This window comes from Xanthomonas prunicola, from assembly GCF_002846205.1.
Taxonomy (GTDB): Bacteria; Pseudomonadota; Gammaproteobacteria; order Xanthomonadales; family Xanthomonadaceae; genus Xanthomonas; species Xanthomonas prunicola.
In genome coordinates, this window is sequence record NZ_PHKV01000003.1 from 276,384 (window position 1) to 291,076 (window position 14,693).

The 14,693-nt window shown below is 63.6% G+C and carries 13 protein-coding genes and 1 pseudogene; 10 read left to right on the forward strand and 4 right to left on the reverse strand.

Annotated features, from left to right (window positions below):
- Window positions 1-95 precede the first annotated feature (95 nt).
- From XpruCFBP8353_RS11210 to XpruCFBP8353_RS11225, 4 genes and pseudogenes are all read left to right on the forward strand, one after another.
- Window positions 96-1,055, forward strand: coding sequence for an acetyl-CoA carboxylase carboxyltransferase subunit alpha (locus XpruCFBP8353_RS11210; RefSeq protein ID WP_101363314.1), 960 nt, complete (start codon window positions 96-98; stop codon window positions 1,053-1,055).
- Window positions 1,056-1,115: 60 nt separating this feature from the next.
- Window positions 1,116-1,871: a tetratricopeptide repeat protein gene (locus XpruCFBP8353_RS11215; protein ID WP_101363315.1), complete on the forward strand. Its 756-nt coding sequence runs from the start codon at window positions 1,116-1,118 to the stop codon at window positions 1,869-1,871.
- A 45-nt stretch (window positions 1,872-1,916) separates the two neighbouring features.
- Window positions 1,917-2,403 (forward strand): annotated as a pseudogene (locus tag XpruCFBP8353_RS11220) (hypothetical protein).
- A 51-nt stretch (window positions 2,404-2,454) separates the two neighbouring features.
- Window positions 2,455-2,883 (forward strand): DUF2628 domain-containing protein, encoded by a 429-nt coding sequence (locus XpruCFBP8353_RS11225; protein WP_101363317.1) that lies wholly within the window; start codon window positions 2,455-2,457, stop codon window positions 2,881-2,883.
- Window positions 2,884-3,117: 234 nt separating this feature from the next.
- Here the strand turns inward: XpruCFBP8353_RS11225 and XpruCFBP8353_RS11230 are convergent, their stop codons facing one another.
- Window positions 3,118-3,564: a CopD family protein gene (locus tag XpruCFBP8353_RS11230; protein ID WP_101363318.1), complete on the reverse strand. Its 447-nt coding sequence runs from the start codon at window positions 3,562-3,564 to the stop codon at window positions 3,118-3,120.
- A gap of 74 nt (window positions 3,565-3,638) precedes the next feature.
- On the opposite strand from XpruCFBP8353_RS11230, the gene XpruCFBP8353_RS11235 reads away from it, so the two are divergent.
- Window positions 3,639-4,241, forward strand: coding sequence for a methyltransferase (locus XpruCFBP8353_RS11235; protein WP_162301027.1), 603 nt, complete (start codon window positions 3,639-3,641; stop codon window positions 4,239-4,241).
- 146 nt (window positions 4,242-4,387) lie between these two features.
- The gene (locus XpruCFBP8353_RS11240; protein ID WP_162301028.1) at window positions 4,388-5,731 is read left to right on the forward strand and encodes a polyhydroxyalkanoate depolymerase; all 1,344 of its coding nucleotides are present in this window, start codon (window positions 4,388-4,390) and stop codon (window positions 5,729-5,731) included.
- Between the two features lie 135 nt (window positions 5,732-5,866).
- On the opposite strand, the gene XpruCFBP8353_RS11245 is transcribed toward XpruCFBP8353_RS11240, so the two are convergent.
- Entirely contained in the window at window positions 5,867-6,784 is a 918-nt protein-coding gene (locus tag XpruCFBP8353_RS11245) for a sensor domain-containing protein (RefSeq protein WP_101363320.1), read from the reverse strand.
- Window positions 6,781-7,143, reverse strand: a complete 363-nt coding sequence (locus tag XpruCFBP8353_RS11250) for a PadR family transcriptional regulator (RefSeq protein WP_101363321.1) — start codon at window positions 7,141-7,143, stop codon at window positions 6,781-6,783. The genes XpruCFBP8353_RS11245 and XpruCFBP8353_RS11250 overlap by 4 nt, the downstream gene beginning before the upstream one ends.
- Window positions 7,144-7,519: 376 nt before the next feature.
- Between XpruCFBP8353_RS11250 and XpruCFBP8353_RS11255 the strand changes: the two genes are divergently transcribed.
- On the forward strand, window positions 7,520-9,073 hold the full coding sequence (locus tag XpruCFBP8353_RS11255; RefSeq protein WP_101363322.1) for an alginate export family protein: 1,554 nt from the start codon (window positions 7,520-7,522) through the stop codon (window positions 9,071-9,073).
- Between the two features lie 284 nt (window positions 9,074-9,357).
- Here the strand turns inward: XpruCFBP8353_RS11255 and XpruCFBP8353_RS11260 are convergent, their stop codons facing one another.
- A complete protein-coding gene (locus tag XpruCFBP8353_RS11260) occupies window positions 9,358-10,722 on the reverse strand; it encodes a hypothetical protein (RefSeq protein WP_101363323.1) in 1,365 nt (454 codons plus the stop codon).
- Window positions 10,723-10,955: 233 nt separating this feature from the next.
- On the opposite strand from XpruCFBP8353_RS11260, the gene XpruCFBP8353_RS11265 reads away from it, so the two are divergent.
- The 3 genes from XpruCFBP8353_RS11265 to XpruCFBP8353_RS11275 all read left to right on the forward strand — a co-directional run bounded on the left by XpruCFBP8353_RS11265 (window position 10,956) and on the right by XpruCFBP8353_RS11275 (window position 14,643).
- Complete coding sequence (locus XpruCFBP8353_RS11265) at window positions 10,956-11,630, forward strand: DUF502 domain-containing protein (protein ID WP_101363324.1); 675 nt, start codon at window positions 10,956-10,958, stop codon at window positions 11,628-11,630.
- A 4-nt stretch (window positions 11,631-11,634) separates the two neighbouring features.
- Window positions 11,635-12,411: a queuosine precursor transporter gene (locus XpruCFBP8353_RS11270; protein WP_101363325.1), complete on the forward strand. Its 777-nt coding sequence runs from the start codon at window positions 11,635-11,637 to the stop codon at window positions 12,409-12,411.
- 276 nt (window positions 12,412-12,687) lie between these two features.
- On the forward strand, window positions 12,688-14,643 hold the full coding sequence (locus tag XpruCFBP8353_RS11275) for a DUF885 domain-containing protein (RefSeq protein WP_101363326.1): 1,956 nt from the start codon (window positions 12,688-12,690) through the stop codon (window positions 14,641-14,643).
- Window positions 14,644-14,693 lie beyond the last annotated feature (50 nt).

The following is a 14,693-nucleotide window of genomic DNA, read 5'->3' on the forward strand; positions in this document are numbered from 1 at the left end:
CCCCATTCCCGATTCCCGATTCTCCCAACCCCACCGTACGGGTCCATCAGACGCATTCGGCTACACTCCCCGCCTTACGTTGACGACGCCATTGCATGAATCCTAACTACCTCGACTTCGAGCAACCCATCGCCGATCTGGAAGCAAAGATCCAGGAACTGCGCAAGGCCAGTACCGGGCCTGCGGTCAACGTGGAGACCGAAGTGCGTGCGCTGCGCGACAAGGCACGCCTGCGCACGGCGCAGATCTTCCGCGATCTGTCCGCCTGGCAGGTCTCGCAGCTGGCGCGCCATCCGCAGCGCCCGTACACGCTGGACTACATCAACACCATCTGCGACCAATTCCAGGAGCTGGCCGGCGATCGCGCCTATGCCGACGACAAGGCGATCGTCGGCGGCCTCGGCCGTATCGACGGGCGACCGGTGGTGATCATTGGGCACCAGAAGGGCCGCGACACCAAGACCAAGGTGGCGCGCAACTTCGGCATGCCGCGTCCGGAGGGCTACCGCAAGGCCTTGCGCCTGATGAAGCTGGCCGAACGTTTCCGCCTGCCGCTGCTGACCTTCATCGACACCCCTGGCGCCTACCCGGGCATCGGTGCCGAGGAGCGTGGTCAATCCGAGGCGATCGCGCGCAACCTGCTGGAGATGGCCGAGCTGAAGATCCCGGTGATCTGCACCGTGATCGGCGAAGGCGGCTCCGGCGGCGCGCTGGCGATCGGCGTGGGCGACCGCACCCTGATGCTGGAATACGGCACCTATTCGGTGATTTCGCCCGAAGGCTGCGCCTCGATCCTGTGGAAGGACGCGGCCAAGGCCAAGGACGCCGCCGAACAGCTCGGCCTCACCGCCAAGCGCCTGAAGGGCCTGGGCCTGGTCGACAAGGTCATTCGCGAACCCACCGGCGGTGCGCATCGCAATCCGGAACAGATGGGCAAGCGCCTGAAAGCGGTGCTGCTCAACGAGCTGGACGCGCTGGAAAAGATTCCGGTGGATGCGTTGCTGCAGCAACGTTACGAGCGACTGCGTAGCTACGGTGCCTACGAAGGGCATTGATCTGCGTGCATGATGACGGCCGCGCCGAGTACGCGGCCATGGAAAGGACGCCACACCCGCATGTCTCCGCTCCTGCTGATCTCACTGCTGCTGCAAGCCGCCTGCTGCGTCCACGTCGTGCGCAGCGGGCGGCCCTTGTACTGGATCTTTCTGCTGCTGGCGTTTTCGCTGCTGGCGGTGCTGGTCTACGTGTGCGTGGCGGTCATCCCCGATCTGCGCAACGACCCACACGCACGCCGTAGCCTCAAACGCGTGCGCAACACCCTGGATCCGCAACGTGAACAGCGCGATGCCTCACGCCGCCTGGATGTGGCCGACACTCCGGAAAATCGTCGCCAGCTTGCCGAGACCTTGCTGGCGCAAGGCGATTACGCGCAGGCGGCCGAGCATTACCAGGGCGCCCTGCGTGGCTTGTATCGCGACGACCCGCACCTGATGCTCGGCCTGGCCAAGGCCCAATTCGGACTGGGGCAGCCACAGCAGACGCGGCAGACCCTGGATGCCTTGATTGCGGCAAACCCCAGCTTCCGTTCGCATGACGGGCATCTGCTGTATGCACGCGCAGTCGAAGACAGCGGAGACACCGAGGCTGCGCTGCACGAATACGAGACGCTGGCACAGGGCTATCCGGGCGAAGAAGCACGCGTGCGCTATGCACAGCTGCTGCAGCGCATCGCACACCCCGATCAGGCCAAGACGGTCTACGAACAAGTGCTACGTCACGCCGCCGCCTCGCCCAAGCATTACCAACGCGAGCAACGCGCCTGGGTCGAGTTGGCGCGCAAGGGTCTGCGCGAACTGGACCCCAGCGCCTGATCCAATCGTCACTCGCACACATCTCCGCAGCGACACGCGACATGCATTGAATCGATCGGCCATCTGATCAAGGCGACCACCCATGCAGAGAAAGCCTGAAATCGAGGCAGGTCTCAAAGCCGAGATCGATCACCTGCTGGAGCAGTCCGCGCAGACGTTTCGCAGCGGCGCCCTGGCGGAATCGCTCGCTCTGGGATGTCAGGCGTGGGCGCTGATCCCCGAGCCCAAACAGCGCTGGGATTACTACCCGCAAAGCCTGTCTGCAAGTTTCGTGAAGGATTACGCCGATCTGCACGACAAGGACAACGTGTGCAAATGGATCGAGCTGATGGCGCTGATGTACGACGACCCAGACCACACCGACCATCTTGTCTTAATGACCGAAGGCGAAGCGATGCTGCAGCTCGGAGATGAAGCGCGCACCCGAGAGGTATTCGGCAAAATTTACGCGCTGTACGGCAGGAAGGGATTTGCCGGACACCAGAAACAGTCTCTGGAGATGTTGCTCAAGCAACAGCCGACAGGCGCATAACCTCGCTGCGCCTGCCGCGTGCGTTAGACATCACGTTGGAGATTTAAGGAAATGGACTCGTACAACGCGCACGACGTTCGCACCTCCCTGCCACTAGCCGCTGAAACAGTGACGCGCGCCATGCAGGAAGATCGCATCGATCGCCTGAATGTCTCGGAGAAATGGAAGAAGCGTTTCCAGGTGATCACAAAGGCCGGTGGTACAACGCTGCCAAATTTCGCTCCCTGCCGATTGCCGAAAGGAATCAACTTCAACTGGCTCGCCTTCCTGCTGGGGCCATTCTATTTCCTGGCAAAGGGGCTCTGGCGTCAGGCCCTTGTTTACGTGCTTCTTGCGATTGCCTTGGTAACCCTCCTGGAGTTCGCAGGCCTCGGTCAGTTCGGGAGAGCGGTAGGCTATGGATTGGCTGCGATTTACGCAGTCCGCGCTAACGTGAGCTATGACGCCAACGTTGTCCAAGGCCAGGCTCCGTGGATCTAATGTCCCACCATGCAGTCAAACCGACGCCGTTTCGCGACGCGGTCTGGCTCAAGCGTTATCCAGCATCGCCGGACGTCGCTGCATCGCGTGCGCAGATCGAGCTGTGGGGTCAGTCGCTGCCCGCCGACCGACGGCAGCGTGATGCTTCACGACAGAAGGTCTGCACGCAGAGGCAGCGTCCCGCGCCTGCGATACCGCACCGCGCAGGTGTTCCTGGCGCGGTGCGGAATGCACTCAGAACGGCTTGGCCAGCACTAGCCAGATCACGCCGACCAGCAGAATCACCGGGACTTCGTTGAACCAGCGCAACGCCCGCCCACTGGGCACTGCGCGCCCCTGTTCGGCGCCTTTGACCCAGCGGCCGGACACGATGTAATGGGCAAGGATCAACGCCACGGCAAACAGCTTGGCGTGCAACCAGCCGCCCGTCACCATCGTCGGGAAGTCTGGAATCACCCGGTAGCCCTGCCACAGCACCGCGCCCAGCAACAGCGCCAGGCCGAGCATGCTGTGGCCAAACGTGTAGAGCCGCCGCCCCATCAACACCAAGCGCGCGCGCACTGCGGTGTCGTTCCCGGCTTCGGCGATGTTGACCAGAATGCGCGGCAGATAGAACACCGCGGCCATCCAGGCGATCACGAACAACAGATGGAAAGTCTTGATCCACAAATACAGGGTCATGCGCTGGCTCCACTGGCTCGCGTAGGATGACCCGCATTTTCACCTATCCGCGCACGCGAAAGCAGCTGACGTCCATGCAGCAGTCCGACCCCAAACAGTACGACGCCCACTATTTCCGCCGCTGGTATCGCGATGCGGGCCTGGCCGACCCTGCACGCCTGCGGCGCAAGGTCGCACTCGCCGTGGCCCAGGCCGAGTACTACCTGGAACGGCCGATCCGTAGCGTGCTTGATGTCGGCTGCGGCGAAGCGGCATGGCGCGCGCCCTTGCTGGCGTTGCGGCCGAAGCTGCGCTACCTGGGCTTCGACAGCAGCGCCTATGCGGTTCAGCGTTATGGCCGCAGCCGTCAGATCCACCCCGCCCGCTTCGGCGATTTCGCCTGGCTGCGCCCATGCGCGCCGGTGGACTTGCTGATCTGCTCGGACGTGCTGCATTACGTGCCAACCCGCGAATTCAACCAGGGCCTGCCCGGACTGGCCGAGATGTGCGCAGGCGTGGCGTTTCTGGAAGCCTTCGCCGAAGAAGACGCATTCGAAGGCGATCACGATGGCTTCCAGGCGCGACCGGCGCGCTGGTATCGCAAGCGCTTCGCCAGCGTGGGCTTTGCCGCACTGGGGTCGCATTGCTGGTTGTCGCCGCAATTGGCCGGAGAAACGTCTGCGTTGGAACGTCGCTGACCGGCGTGTGGGCGACTCCAGGTCATCCATGACGGGAGCTTGGCCCCTCCCCCACCCCATCCCCGCCGGCGCGTTTGCTGCCATATTCCACATGACAGCCTCAACCGTCCGCAGCCCCATTAAGGTGCAAATGCGCCAAAACCGGTATGCTGCGCGGCAGCAAAACCGCACGGATGGGTGGAATGCTTTATCAACTGCATGAGCTGACCCGCAATCTGCTAGCCCCCTGGGTGCATCAGGCCCAGGCGAACGCCAAGATGTTTTCCGACCCGGACAGTCTGTGGGCTTCGCTCCCGGGCGCCGAGCGCATGGCCGCCGGCAACGAGTTGTTCCACCGTCTGGGCAAGGAATACGAAAAGCCCGCCTGGGCGCTCGACGATGTCGAGGTCGATGGCCATTCGCTGCCGATCATCGAACGCGAAGTATTGAGCAAGCCGTTCTGCCGGCTGCTGCGCTTCAAGCGTTTCAGCGACCACGTCGAACTGATCGGCAAGATGAAGGAGCAGCCCGCCGTGCTGGTGGTGGCGCCGTTGTCCGGCCATCACGCCACCCTGTTGCGCGACACCGTGCGCACCCTGCTGCGCAATCACAAGGTCTATGTGACCGACTGGGTGGATGCGCGCATGGTGCCGCTGGAAGCGGGTGCGTTCCGGCTCGACGACTACATCGCCTACATCCAGGACTTCATCCGCCATATCGGCGCCGAGCGCCTGCATGTGGTGAGCGTGTGCCAGCCCACCGTGCCGGTGTTGGCGGCGGTGTCGCTGATGGCGACCAACGACGAACCCACGCCGCGCTCGTTGGTGATGATGGGCGGGCCGATCGATGCGCGCCGCAGCCCCACCCAGGTCAATAACCTGGCGACGGAAAACGGCATCGAGTGGTTCCAGAACAACCTGATCCACACCGTGCCGTTCCCGTATCCGGGCCATGGCCGCCAGGTGTATCCGGGCTTCCTGCAGCACGCCGGCTTCCTGTCGATGAACCCCAACCGGCATGTGATGTCGCATTGGGATTTCTACACCGATCTGGTCAAGGGCGACCTGCAGGATGCGCAGGCGCACCGGCAGTTCTACGACGAGTACAACGCCGTGCTCGACATGCCGGCCGAGTATTACCTGGACACGATCCGCGTGGTGTTTCAGGACTTCCTGCTGCCGCAGGGAAAGTGGAAAGTGGACGGCCAGCTGGTCAAGCCGTCGGCGATTCGCAACACCGCCCTGTTGAGCATCGAAGGCGAACTGGACGATATCGCCGGCCTCGGTCAGACCGAGGCCGTGCACGATCTGTGCACCGGCATCGACGCCGCGCATCGTCGCCATTTGGTGGTGGAAGGCGCCGGTCACTATGGCATCTTCAGCGGCCGTCGTTGGCGCGAAGTGGTGTATCCGCAGGTACGCGAATTCATCGCCCGCTACGATGCCGACCCGGTCGGCAGCCGTGATCCGGCTACCGTGACCCCGATCCGCAAGCGCAGTAAACGCGCCTGACCGACGCAATAAGAAATTCCCCGGCACGGCCGGGGAATTTTTTGTCCTCCCTACGCGCGACCGCTCAGGCGGGTTCACGTGCGGCAGCAAGCGCCGCCATCGACGCTGCGCACACCGACATACCGGCCAGGCGCATCACGCAGCCGCCTCACCGCTCTTGACCAGCAGTTGCTTGGCGAACATGCCATGCAGCTTGCCGAAGGCGCGTGCCACATGCAGCGTGACGAATAACAAGAGCACGCCCACCAGGAACAACGGCAGCGTCAGCCAGCCGCTGGTGATATCCACGCCATCCCAGGTCAGTACCGCAGCGTTGTCGAACAACAGTGCGAGCGGTGACGCGGCCAAGCCCAACGACAGCGACAACAGCGTGCAAAACACGGTGAAGTAGATAACACCCAGCGGCAGCATCAACAGGAAGTACAACATGGTGCTCCAGGTGCGCACGTCGGTGAACATCGCACCGATGCGCTGTAGCCAACCACCCTGCAGCCCCGGATGTGGCGGGCGACGCGGCATGCGCACACCAAGTAGCGTTTCGACCACGCGACCTTCTACCAGCGACAACACCCGCACCGAGCCGAAGAACAGCACCAGCAACGGCACACCGATGATCAGGATCATCAACCCGATCGACAGGCTCGCGCCAGCGACGACCCAGGTGAAATAGAAGATGCCGGTGAGCAGCGACAGCAGCATGTAGAACAATGCGCCGTAGGTGCGTGGGTCGGCGGCCACGCCGAAGAACGCGCCGATCCACGATGCGCGTTTGGGTGGCACCGGTGGGCGCAATGCGCGGGTCACGGTCACTTCGGTTTCGCGATAGATCTCGGCCACTTCCTCCGGCGCGCCGTAGCTGCTGGCCACGCCTGCAATGACCTCGGCTTCGTTCTTGCCTTTCTGCTCTGCCAGTTCGGCACGCAGATACTCTTCGGCGTCGTAGAGCGCGTCCTGAATCATCGCCGGGTCAGCGCCGGACAATGCTTGGCGCAGTTGCAACAGATAATCGGGAATGGTGGTCGGCAACGGATGTGCCTGCGTCATCGTGTTCATACGTGGGTCCCCTCCAGCACTGAATCAACGGAATCTCGGGTGGCACGCCAGGCGGCGGTCCAATCGCGCAGGCAGTCACGCCCGCTATCGGTAATGCGGTAATACCGCCGGGGTGGCCCGGAGGCCGATGGCTCGATATGGCTTTGCAGCAACCCGGCCCCTTCCAGATTGCGCAGGACGGGGTACAAAGCGCTTTGCTTGCCACTGAGCACGCCTTCCAGACGCTCGAGCCGTTTGGCAATGAGATAGCCGTACAGCGGCTCATCGGCCTGGGCCAGGACGGCCAGCAAGGCCAGTGACACCGTGCCCGCACTCAACTCCTTCTGAAATTTGCGTAGGTGGATATCCGGCTCGCTCATCGGCCCTCTCCGCTAGGTCGAAGGTGATGCTATGTAGAACCTATCTATAGTGAATGTGCCGGTCGTCATGGGCGGGGATTGGGGATTCGCAAAAGCAAAAGCAAAAACAAAAGCGAAGGCGTGATCGGCCAGCCTCGCTTGAGCAATCGCGGGCAACGCAATGCGGTCCACCGCAGAGCGCAGCACCGCCGTTGCGAATCCCCCAATGCCCACTCCCCACTCCCCGCCCCACTAGCGCCCGCCTGCGCAAACCCGAGAGCGTTCATGAGCTTAGAACCTTTGGGTTACTGCCTTTCTGGCACGGCTTAACTACAGTCGACGTCCCCCGTGCCGATAAGTTCGCTCAGGGGTTTTTCACTTTCGATGGGGCACTACGATGCAATTGACACGCTTGGCGCGGCCGGCCATGGCTGATACTTCCTTTGGTGCCACACGGCGCCTGTGCCTCGCGATCGGGTTGGCGCTGCCGGTACTGGGCTTTGCACAGACGCAACCTGCGCCCACCAATGCAGAACAGACCCAGCCGGAGCCTGCCAAGCCACCGGTCACCGCCGCACCCGCCACCGCCAAGGGCTACCCGCTCGAAGCGCAGGGATGGGGCGCCAAACAGGGCGGCAATATGTGGCAGGTGCGCTGGGCCGAAGACTGGTCGTATCTGAAGGACCCGTCCAAGCGCAAAAGCCCGTTCGATCCGCTCAAGTACATCCCGCTCAATGAAGACGGCGATGTGTATGTGTCGCTTAGCAACGAGCTGCGCGTGCGCAGCAACACCATCACCAATCCGGGCCTGATTCCCGGTAGCCATTCGCAGCAGCAGTATTTGCTGCGCGCCTTCTTGGGCGCGGACTTCCATGTCGGCGAACACTTCCGTCTGTACACGGAGTTGGCGCACGGCAGCCTGGATGGACGCAACGAAGGTACCAAGACCGGCACCCAGGAAAACAACGCGATCCTGCAGCAGGTGTTCTTCGATGTGAAGGGCAACATCGGCGGCGCCGATACCGGTCTGCGCGTCGGTCGCCAGGTGTTCGTCGACGGCCCTACCACGTTGATGGCGTTGCGCGACAACACCGATATTTTCGTGACCTTCAACGGCGCGCGCGCTTGGGCAATCGGCGACAAGACGCGTGTTGACGTGTTCGATTTCAATTTCAACCTGGATGGCACCGAAGGCCTGGGCGATGACCGCATCGACCGCTCGCGGCACTTCCGCGGTGTGGTCGGTGGCTATCGCTTGCCGACGGCCAAGCCCATGTATCTGGAGCCGTTCTTCTATCAGTTCCGTAACGACAACCAGGTCTGGGGCCGCCAGACTGCCGAAGAAAACCGCAATTACTACGGCCTGCGCCTGTGGGGCAACGTGGGCAAGCTGCGCACCGACTCGTTCGTGACCGTGCAGCGCGGCAGCTTCGGCGGACGTGATCTGCGCGCCTACATGGCCAGCACCTCCAACGCCTGGTCGTTGAGCGAATCGGGCTGGAAGCCGCGTCTGGGCTTCCATAGCGAAATCGCTTCCGGTGGCGGTGGCGCCTCTGGCACCGGCACGCTGCGCAACAACAACTTCTTGTACGGCAACACGATCTACTTCAGCTGGGCCACGTTCTTCGGCCCGGTAAACCTGGTCACCGCCGCACCGACGTTCACGTTCTCGCCCACCTCCAAACTCACCGTGAATCTGGAATGGGAAACCCTGTGGCGCCAGACCACCAGCGATGCGATCTACAACAACCAGGCGCGTGCCTACGCTCGCACCCAGAACACCAGCGAGCGCCGCATCGGCACCATGCCGCGCATCAACGCGACCTGGAATATCGATCCGAACTGGTCGGTGACCTTCCGCGCCGAACACCTGATGGCGGGCCCGGCGTTGGAGAAAGCCGGCTACGGTGATTCGACCTTCGTGATGGGCTGGTTGAACTTCCGCTTCTAAGCGCGAAGTGCGCGATGTGCCTGTGCGCATCGCGTCGTTCTTCCATCGCTGTTACGCATGCACATGCCGCGTCCTGTCTGGGGCGCGGCATGTTGCGTTTCAGCATTGGGTTCAAGTCCCTGTGCGGGCGGCAGGCGTGAGGCAGGCCTGCATGCAACACCCATGGCGATCGCGCCGCTTCGGCGGAGAACGGCCAAGACACTCCGTCACACACTCACTGCAGCGACGCGCTTTTCCCGCGACACATCCGATGGATGCATCGTGCTGATGGAGCATCGCCGAATCTACTGAATGGCATCGGCCTGAGGTTCTTCTGTGATCCGGCTGGCCGGCAATGGCCAGCGATATTCACCCGCCTCAGCTTCGCGGCGGGCGTACTGAACCAGGATCAGATGCTTGCCGTCGTCATCGACTTTCAGTGGGCGCGCCTGTTGGCGCAGCGCAGGCGGTAGCGCGGCAAGTCGCTGCGCCAACAGTGTTGCGTCGGCTGGGTGATCGCGCAACCACAGCATCGTCGAAACCGTGCGCAATGCAGCGGCAGTGTCCTGCAGCTTGTGTTGGTAATTTGCGTAGTCCGGACGCGACACGCTCGCCAACAGGCAACCGCTGGCATTGGCCACGCAGGCCAGCGATGTGGTCTCGGGCACCGGAACGCTGTGCTGCGGTAGCGCCCGATCCTGCGCCAGCACTGCCAGCACCGGCGCGCTGCAAGCCCAGGTAAAGGTCGGCGCCAGCAGGGCCTGGGTGCGCTCGCGGTCCAGCACCTGTGGCGCGACGCGCTCCAGCCAGTTGCGACCATCGTGCGGAGGAGGCACGTCCTGCAGCAGCGAAAACACCATCCGCGATTCGCCATGCAGCGCATGACAGAGCGAGATTTCTTGCGTCGTCGCCGGTGCGAACGCGGCGGCGCAATGGACAGGCAGCGACTGCTGCACCGGTCGCTCGGCCAGCATGTCGGCAAACAGCTGCGCATTGCCACGCAGCATTGCCGCACCAATCATCGTGATTGCCAGGTTGTCGCCGCTGCGCATCAGCACACGGGCAACCTGGGCATCGGTGCAGACGCCGGAAAAGGCTTGGGTGGTGCGCCCCTGGACGAAGTCCAGGGCGCTGGCTGTCATCGACAACCGCATCCGCGGCAGTTCGGGCAACGGCGTATCGCCTCGTGGCCGGAATGGACTGCGGTAGTCGGCGTAGTCCGCCAATGCCCGCATCCGGGCCAACATCGGCGCCTGTGTTGCCAGTGCATCGGCATAGGCCTGCGGGTGTTCGCGCACACGCTGCAAGCAGCCACCGGCGCTGGCAGTGCACAGCGCGGGCGCAGTGGATGGCCAACCTGGCAAGCGCGGATAGCCCGCTGCGGCAGGTTGAAATGGCACCCGATCCGGTAGCCGATTGAATCGCTCCACGTCCCGTGCCAGTACCGTCTCGCGCTGCGCTTGCGGTAGCGCGTACGACAGCGACCACAGCGCTCCGAACATGTTGGCGCCGCGCAATGGCGGCAGCGGCTGACGCAGCTGCGCCAGCGCCTGACGCTGGGACTCTGGAATCGGCCAATACCTGGAGGCCGCATACAGCGCCAGCACGGCCGCAAGCAGGATGCAGACACCGAGCAAGGCAGCTTTGAAAAACTTGGCGATCACGTGCATACATCCTTCCCTGGGTGCTGCGCATCTTAGTGCCATCGTCGCAGGCCTGCGACGGGCAGACCCGACCGTGTCGCCAAATGGACATCGCGCGCTCGGGGAATACGCGCACGCCGGCACGCAGAAGGCATTGCGGCGGCCAGACGCATGCGAAGCGTTTTGGCCAATCCCGAATGCCCGCCGCCAAATCCGCACGACATCTCCACCGAACGCGGCCGAATGCCTACACTACGCCGATGTCCGAATCCCCCACTCCGCACGCCCGCCCTTCCCTGCAACGGGTCTTTCTGACCGGGTTGCTCACCTTGCTGCCGGTCTGGTTGACCTGGGTAGTGGTGAAGTTCGTTTTCTCGCTGCTCTCCGGCATCAGCAGTCCCTGGGTGGTGCCGTTATCAGAACGCATCGCGGCCTCGTTCCCCGATTATCTGGGCTGGTTCAAGGCGCTATGGGTGCAGAACACCATCGCCCTGATCGCCACGGTGGCAGTCATTCTGTTCGTCGGCATCCTGAGCCGGCGCGTGATCGGCCAGCGTCTGCTGCGCTGGTTCGAGGCGATCATGCGGCGCATTCCGCTGGCCAGCGTGGTCTACGACAGCGCGCGCAAGCTGCTCGATATTTTGCAGACCCAGCCCGGCAGCACCCAGCGCGTGGTGCTGATCGACTTCCCGCATCGGGATATGAAGTCGGTAGGCTTGGTCACCCGCGTGATCAAGGAACAGGGCACCGGCCGCGAGTTGGCGGCAGTGTACGTGCCGACCACGCCCAACCCCACGTCCGGCTACTTGGAAATCGTGCCGGTGGAACTGCTCACGCCCACCGACTGGAGCGTGGACCAGGCGATGAGTTTCATCATTTCCGGCGGCGCAGTGGCGCCAGAATCGGTTCCCTTCACCCGGACTGCGGATCGCTAAGACCATGACCCATGTGCGTACCCTCGACGATCGTGCGGTACGCCTGTTCATTGCGCTGGCGGCCTTCTTCTGCGTCAACGCGGCCCTGGCCGAGTTCATCGGCGTCAAGATCTTCGCGCTGGAAGACACCCTCGGCATTGCGCCGTTGAACTGGAATCTGTTCGGCCAGAGCGGCTCGCTCAGCTTCACCGCCGGCACCTTGCTGTGGCCGGTGGTGTTCATCATGACCGACACCATCAACGAGTTCTTCGGCAGTCGCGGGGTGCGCTTCATCTCGTGGGTGGCTGTCATCCTGATCGGCTACGGCTTCGTGTTCGCATTCGCAGCCATCGCGCTTGCGCCTGCTGGCTGGTGGGTCACCGCAGCGCAGAGCCAGGGCGTGCCGGATTACCAGGCCGCGTTTGCGGCGGTGTTCGGGCAAGGCCTGTGGACCATCGGCGGCTCGCTGGTGGCGTTCCTGTTCAGCCAATTGATCGATGTCTCGGTGTTCCACCGCATCCGCCGCATGACTGGCGAACAACACGTGTGGCTGCGCGCCACCGGCTCCACAGCGGTCTCGCAAGTGGTGGACAGCTTCGTGGTGATCTATATCGCCTTCGTGCTCGGCCCGCAGCACTGGTCCATCGACCAGTTCCTGGCGGTGAGCACGCTCAACTACATCTACAAGATGGGCTTTGCGGTGTTGCTGATCCCGCTGCTGTATCTGGCGCGCCGCGGCATCACCGCCTATCTGGGCGCCGAGCGTGCTGAACAGCTACGCGAAGAAGCCGCTGCCGACTGAGCCGGGCGGCCTCCGGCCAAGGTCATCGCGCCGCAATGTGTTGCGGTGACAACACCGGACCGACAGTGGTCTTCATCATCGCGTAGTAGGCGAACGCACCCTGCGCTCTGGCCCCACACGCGGCATTTCTCCACATGCCGCAGCGCACCACACCACGCAGGTGCAGCACCGCGCCCATGCGCCGCATGAATTGCCGATAGGCGGTATGTCTCCGATGGGTGGCCGTAACCGTGCGGATCGGGCAAGCTCCCCGCTCGCTTGTTTCCGGAGCCGGTAATGCCCCTTCGCTTTTCCCGCCTGCTGTCCCTGGCCATGGCCGCCCTGGTGAGCCTGTCGCTGGCGGCGCCGGCCGATGCGGCCAAGAAGAAGACCGCCAAGGCACAGACCACGCAAACGCGCGCGAAGGCGAGCAAAGGCAAGAAGACCGCCAAGCCGGCAGCCAAGAGCACCAAGGGCACCAGGGGAAAGGGCAGCAAGGCCGCCACGGTCAGACCACGCGCGGTTGCCGCGCCGGTGGTGCTGACCAAGGCGCAGCAGCTCAACCTGTTATACGACCAGTACTGGGACGCCTCGCTCAAGCTCAACCCGCTGCAGGCCACCTTCCAGGGCGAGAGTCGCTACAACGACCAGTTGCCGAACTTCCTGTCGCCGGCGTTCCGCCAGCAATCGCACGATTTCACCGTGCTGTGGCTGGGCAAGGCTGAGGCACTGGGGCCCGATGGCCTAAGCGGACAGGATCTGCTCAGCTACCAGATCTTCGTGCGCGATGCGCGTAGCGCGCTGGCCGCCGAGCAATTTCCCAGCTGGATGCTGCCGATCAACCAGTTCTACAACATCGCCAGCATTGCAGTGGTGTTGGGCTCGGGCACCGGCGCGCAGCCGTTCAAGACGGTCAAGGATTACGACAACTGGTCGCGGCGTGCGCTCGGCATCCCCGATCTGTTCGAGCAAGCCATCGCCAACATGCGTGCCGGCATGCAGGCCGGCGTGGTGCAGCCCAAGGTGCTGATGCAGAAGGTGTTGCCGCAGCTGGATGCGATCATCGCGCGCAACGCCGAGGACAGCCTGTTCTGGGGCCCGGTGCGCAACCTGCCCGCCGACATGCCCGAAGCCGACAAGCAGCGCATCACTGCCGAGTACAAGCGCATGATCGAGGTGCGCATCATGCCGGCCTACCGTGCGTTGCGTGGCTTCATCGCCACTGAATACCTGCCTGCCTGCCGCGACAGCGATGGCCTCGCCGCCTTGCCCAATGGCGCGGCGTGGTACGCCTACGACGTGCGCCAGAGCACCACCTCTGACCTGAGCCCGGCGCAGATCCACCAGATCGGGCTGGAGGAGGTCGCGCGCCTGCAGGGCGAGATCACCGCGCTGACCAAGCAGGTCAAGTTCCGCGGCAACCTGCCCAAGTTCTACAAGTTCATGCAGACCGACAAGCGCTTCGGCTTCCGCAGCGACACCGAGCTGCTGGCGACGTATCGCAGCCTGCAGGGCCGCGTGCAGCTGGCAGTGCCGCGGCTGTTCAACACCCAGGGCATGCCGGCGCTGGAAGTGCGCGCGGTGGAACCGCAGCGCGCGCAATCGGCTGCCAGCGGCTCGTACATGCGTCCCAGCGTCACTGGCAGCAATGGCGGCGCGCCGGGCATCTTCTACGTCAACACCTCCGACCTGCCCTCGCGCAAGACCTGGGAAGCGGAGAGCCTGTACCTGCACGAAGCGATTCCGGGCCACCACTACCAGCTCGGGTTGCAGCAGCAGCTGACCGACCTGCCCAAGTTCCGCCGCCTCGGAGGCGAGACCGCCTACATCGAGGGCTGGGGGCTGTACGCCGAATCGCTGGGGCGCGAGTTGGGGCTGTATCAGGACCCCTACAACTACTACGGCTACCTGCAAAACGCACTGTGGCGCTCGATCCGGCTGGTTGCCGATACCGGCCTGCACAGCAAGGGCTGGACGCGAACCCAGGCCATCGACTACATGCTGGACAACTCGGCGATGAGCCGCACCGATGCCGAAGCCGAAGTCGACCGCTACATGGCCATCCCCGGCCAGGCGCTGGCCTACAAGGTCGGCGAGATGAAGATCACGCAGCTGCGCGAGCAGGCGCAGCGCGAGCTGGGGCCGCGCTTCGACGTACGTGCCTTCCATACCGAAGTCCTCAAGGATGGCTCGGTGCCGCTGGAGATCCTGCAGGAAAACGTGCAACGCTGGATCGCCACGCAAAAGGGCTGACCGCAGCGGGCTGCAGGCCGCCGCTGCGGCGCTTGGCATGTGTTAGCCAC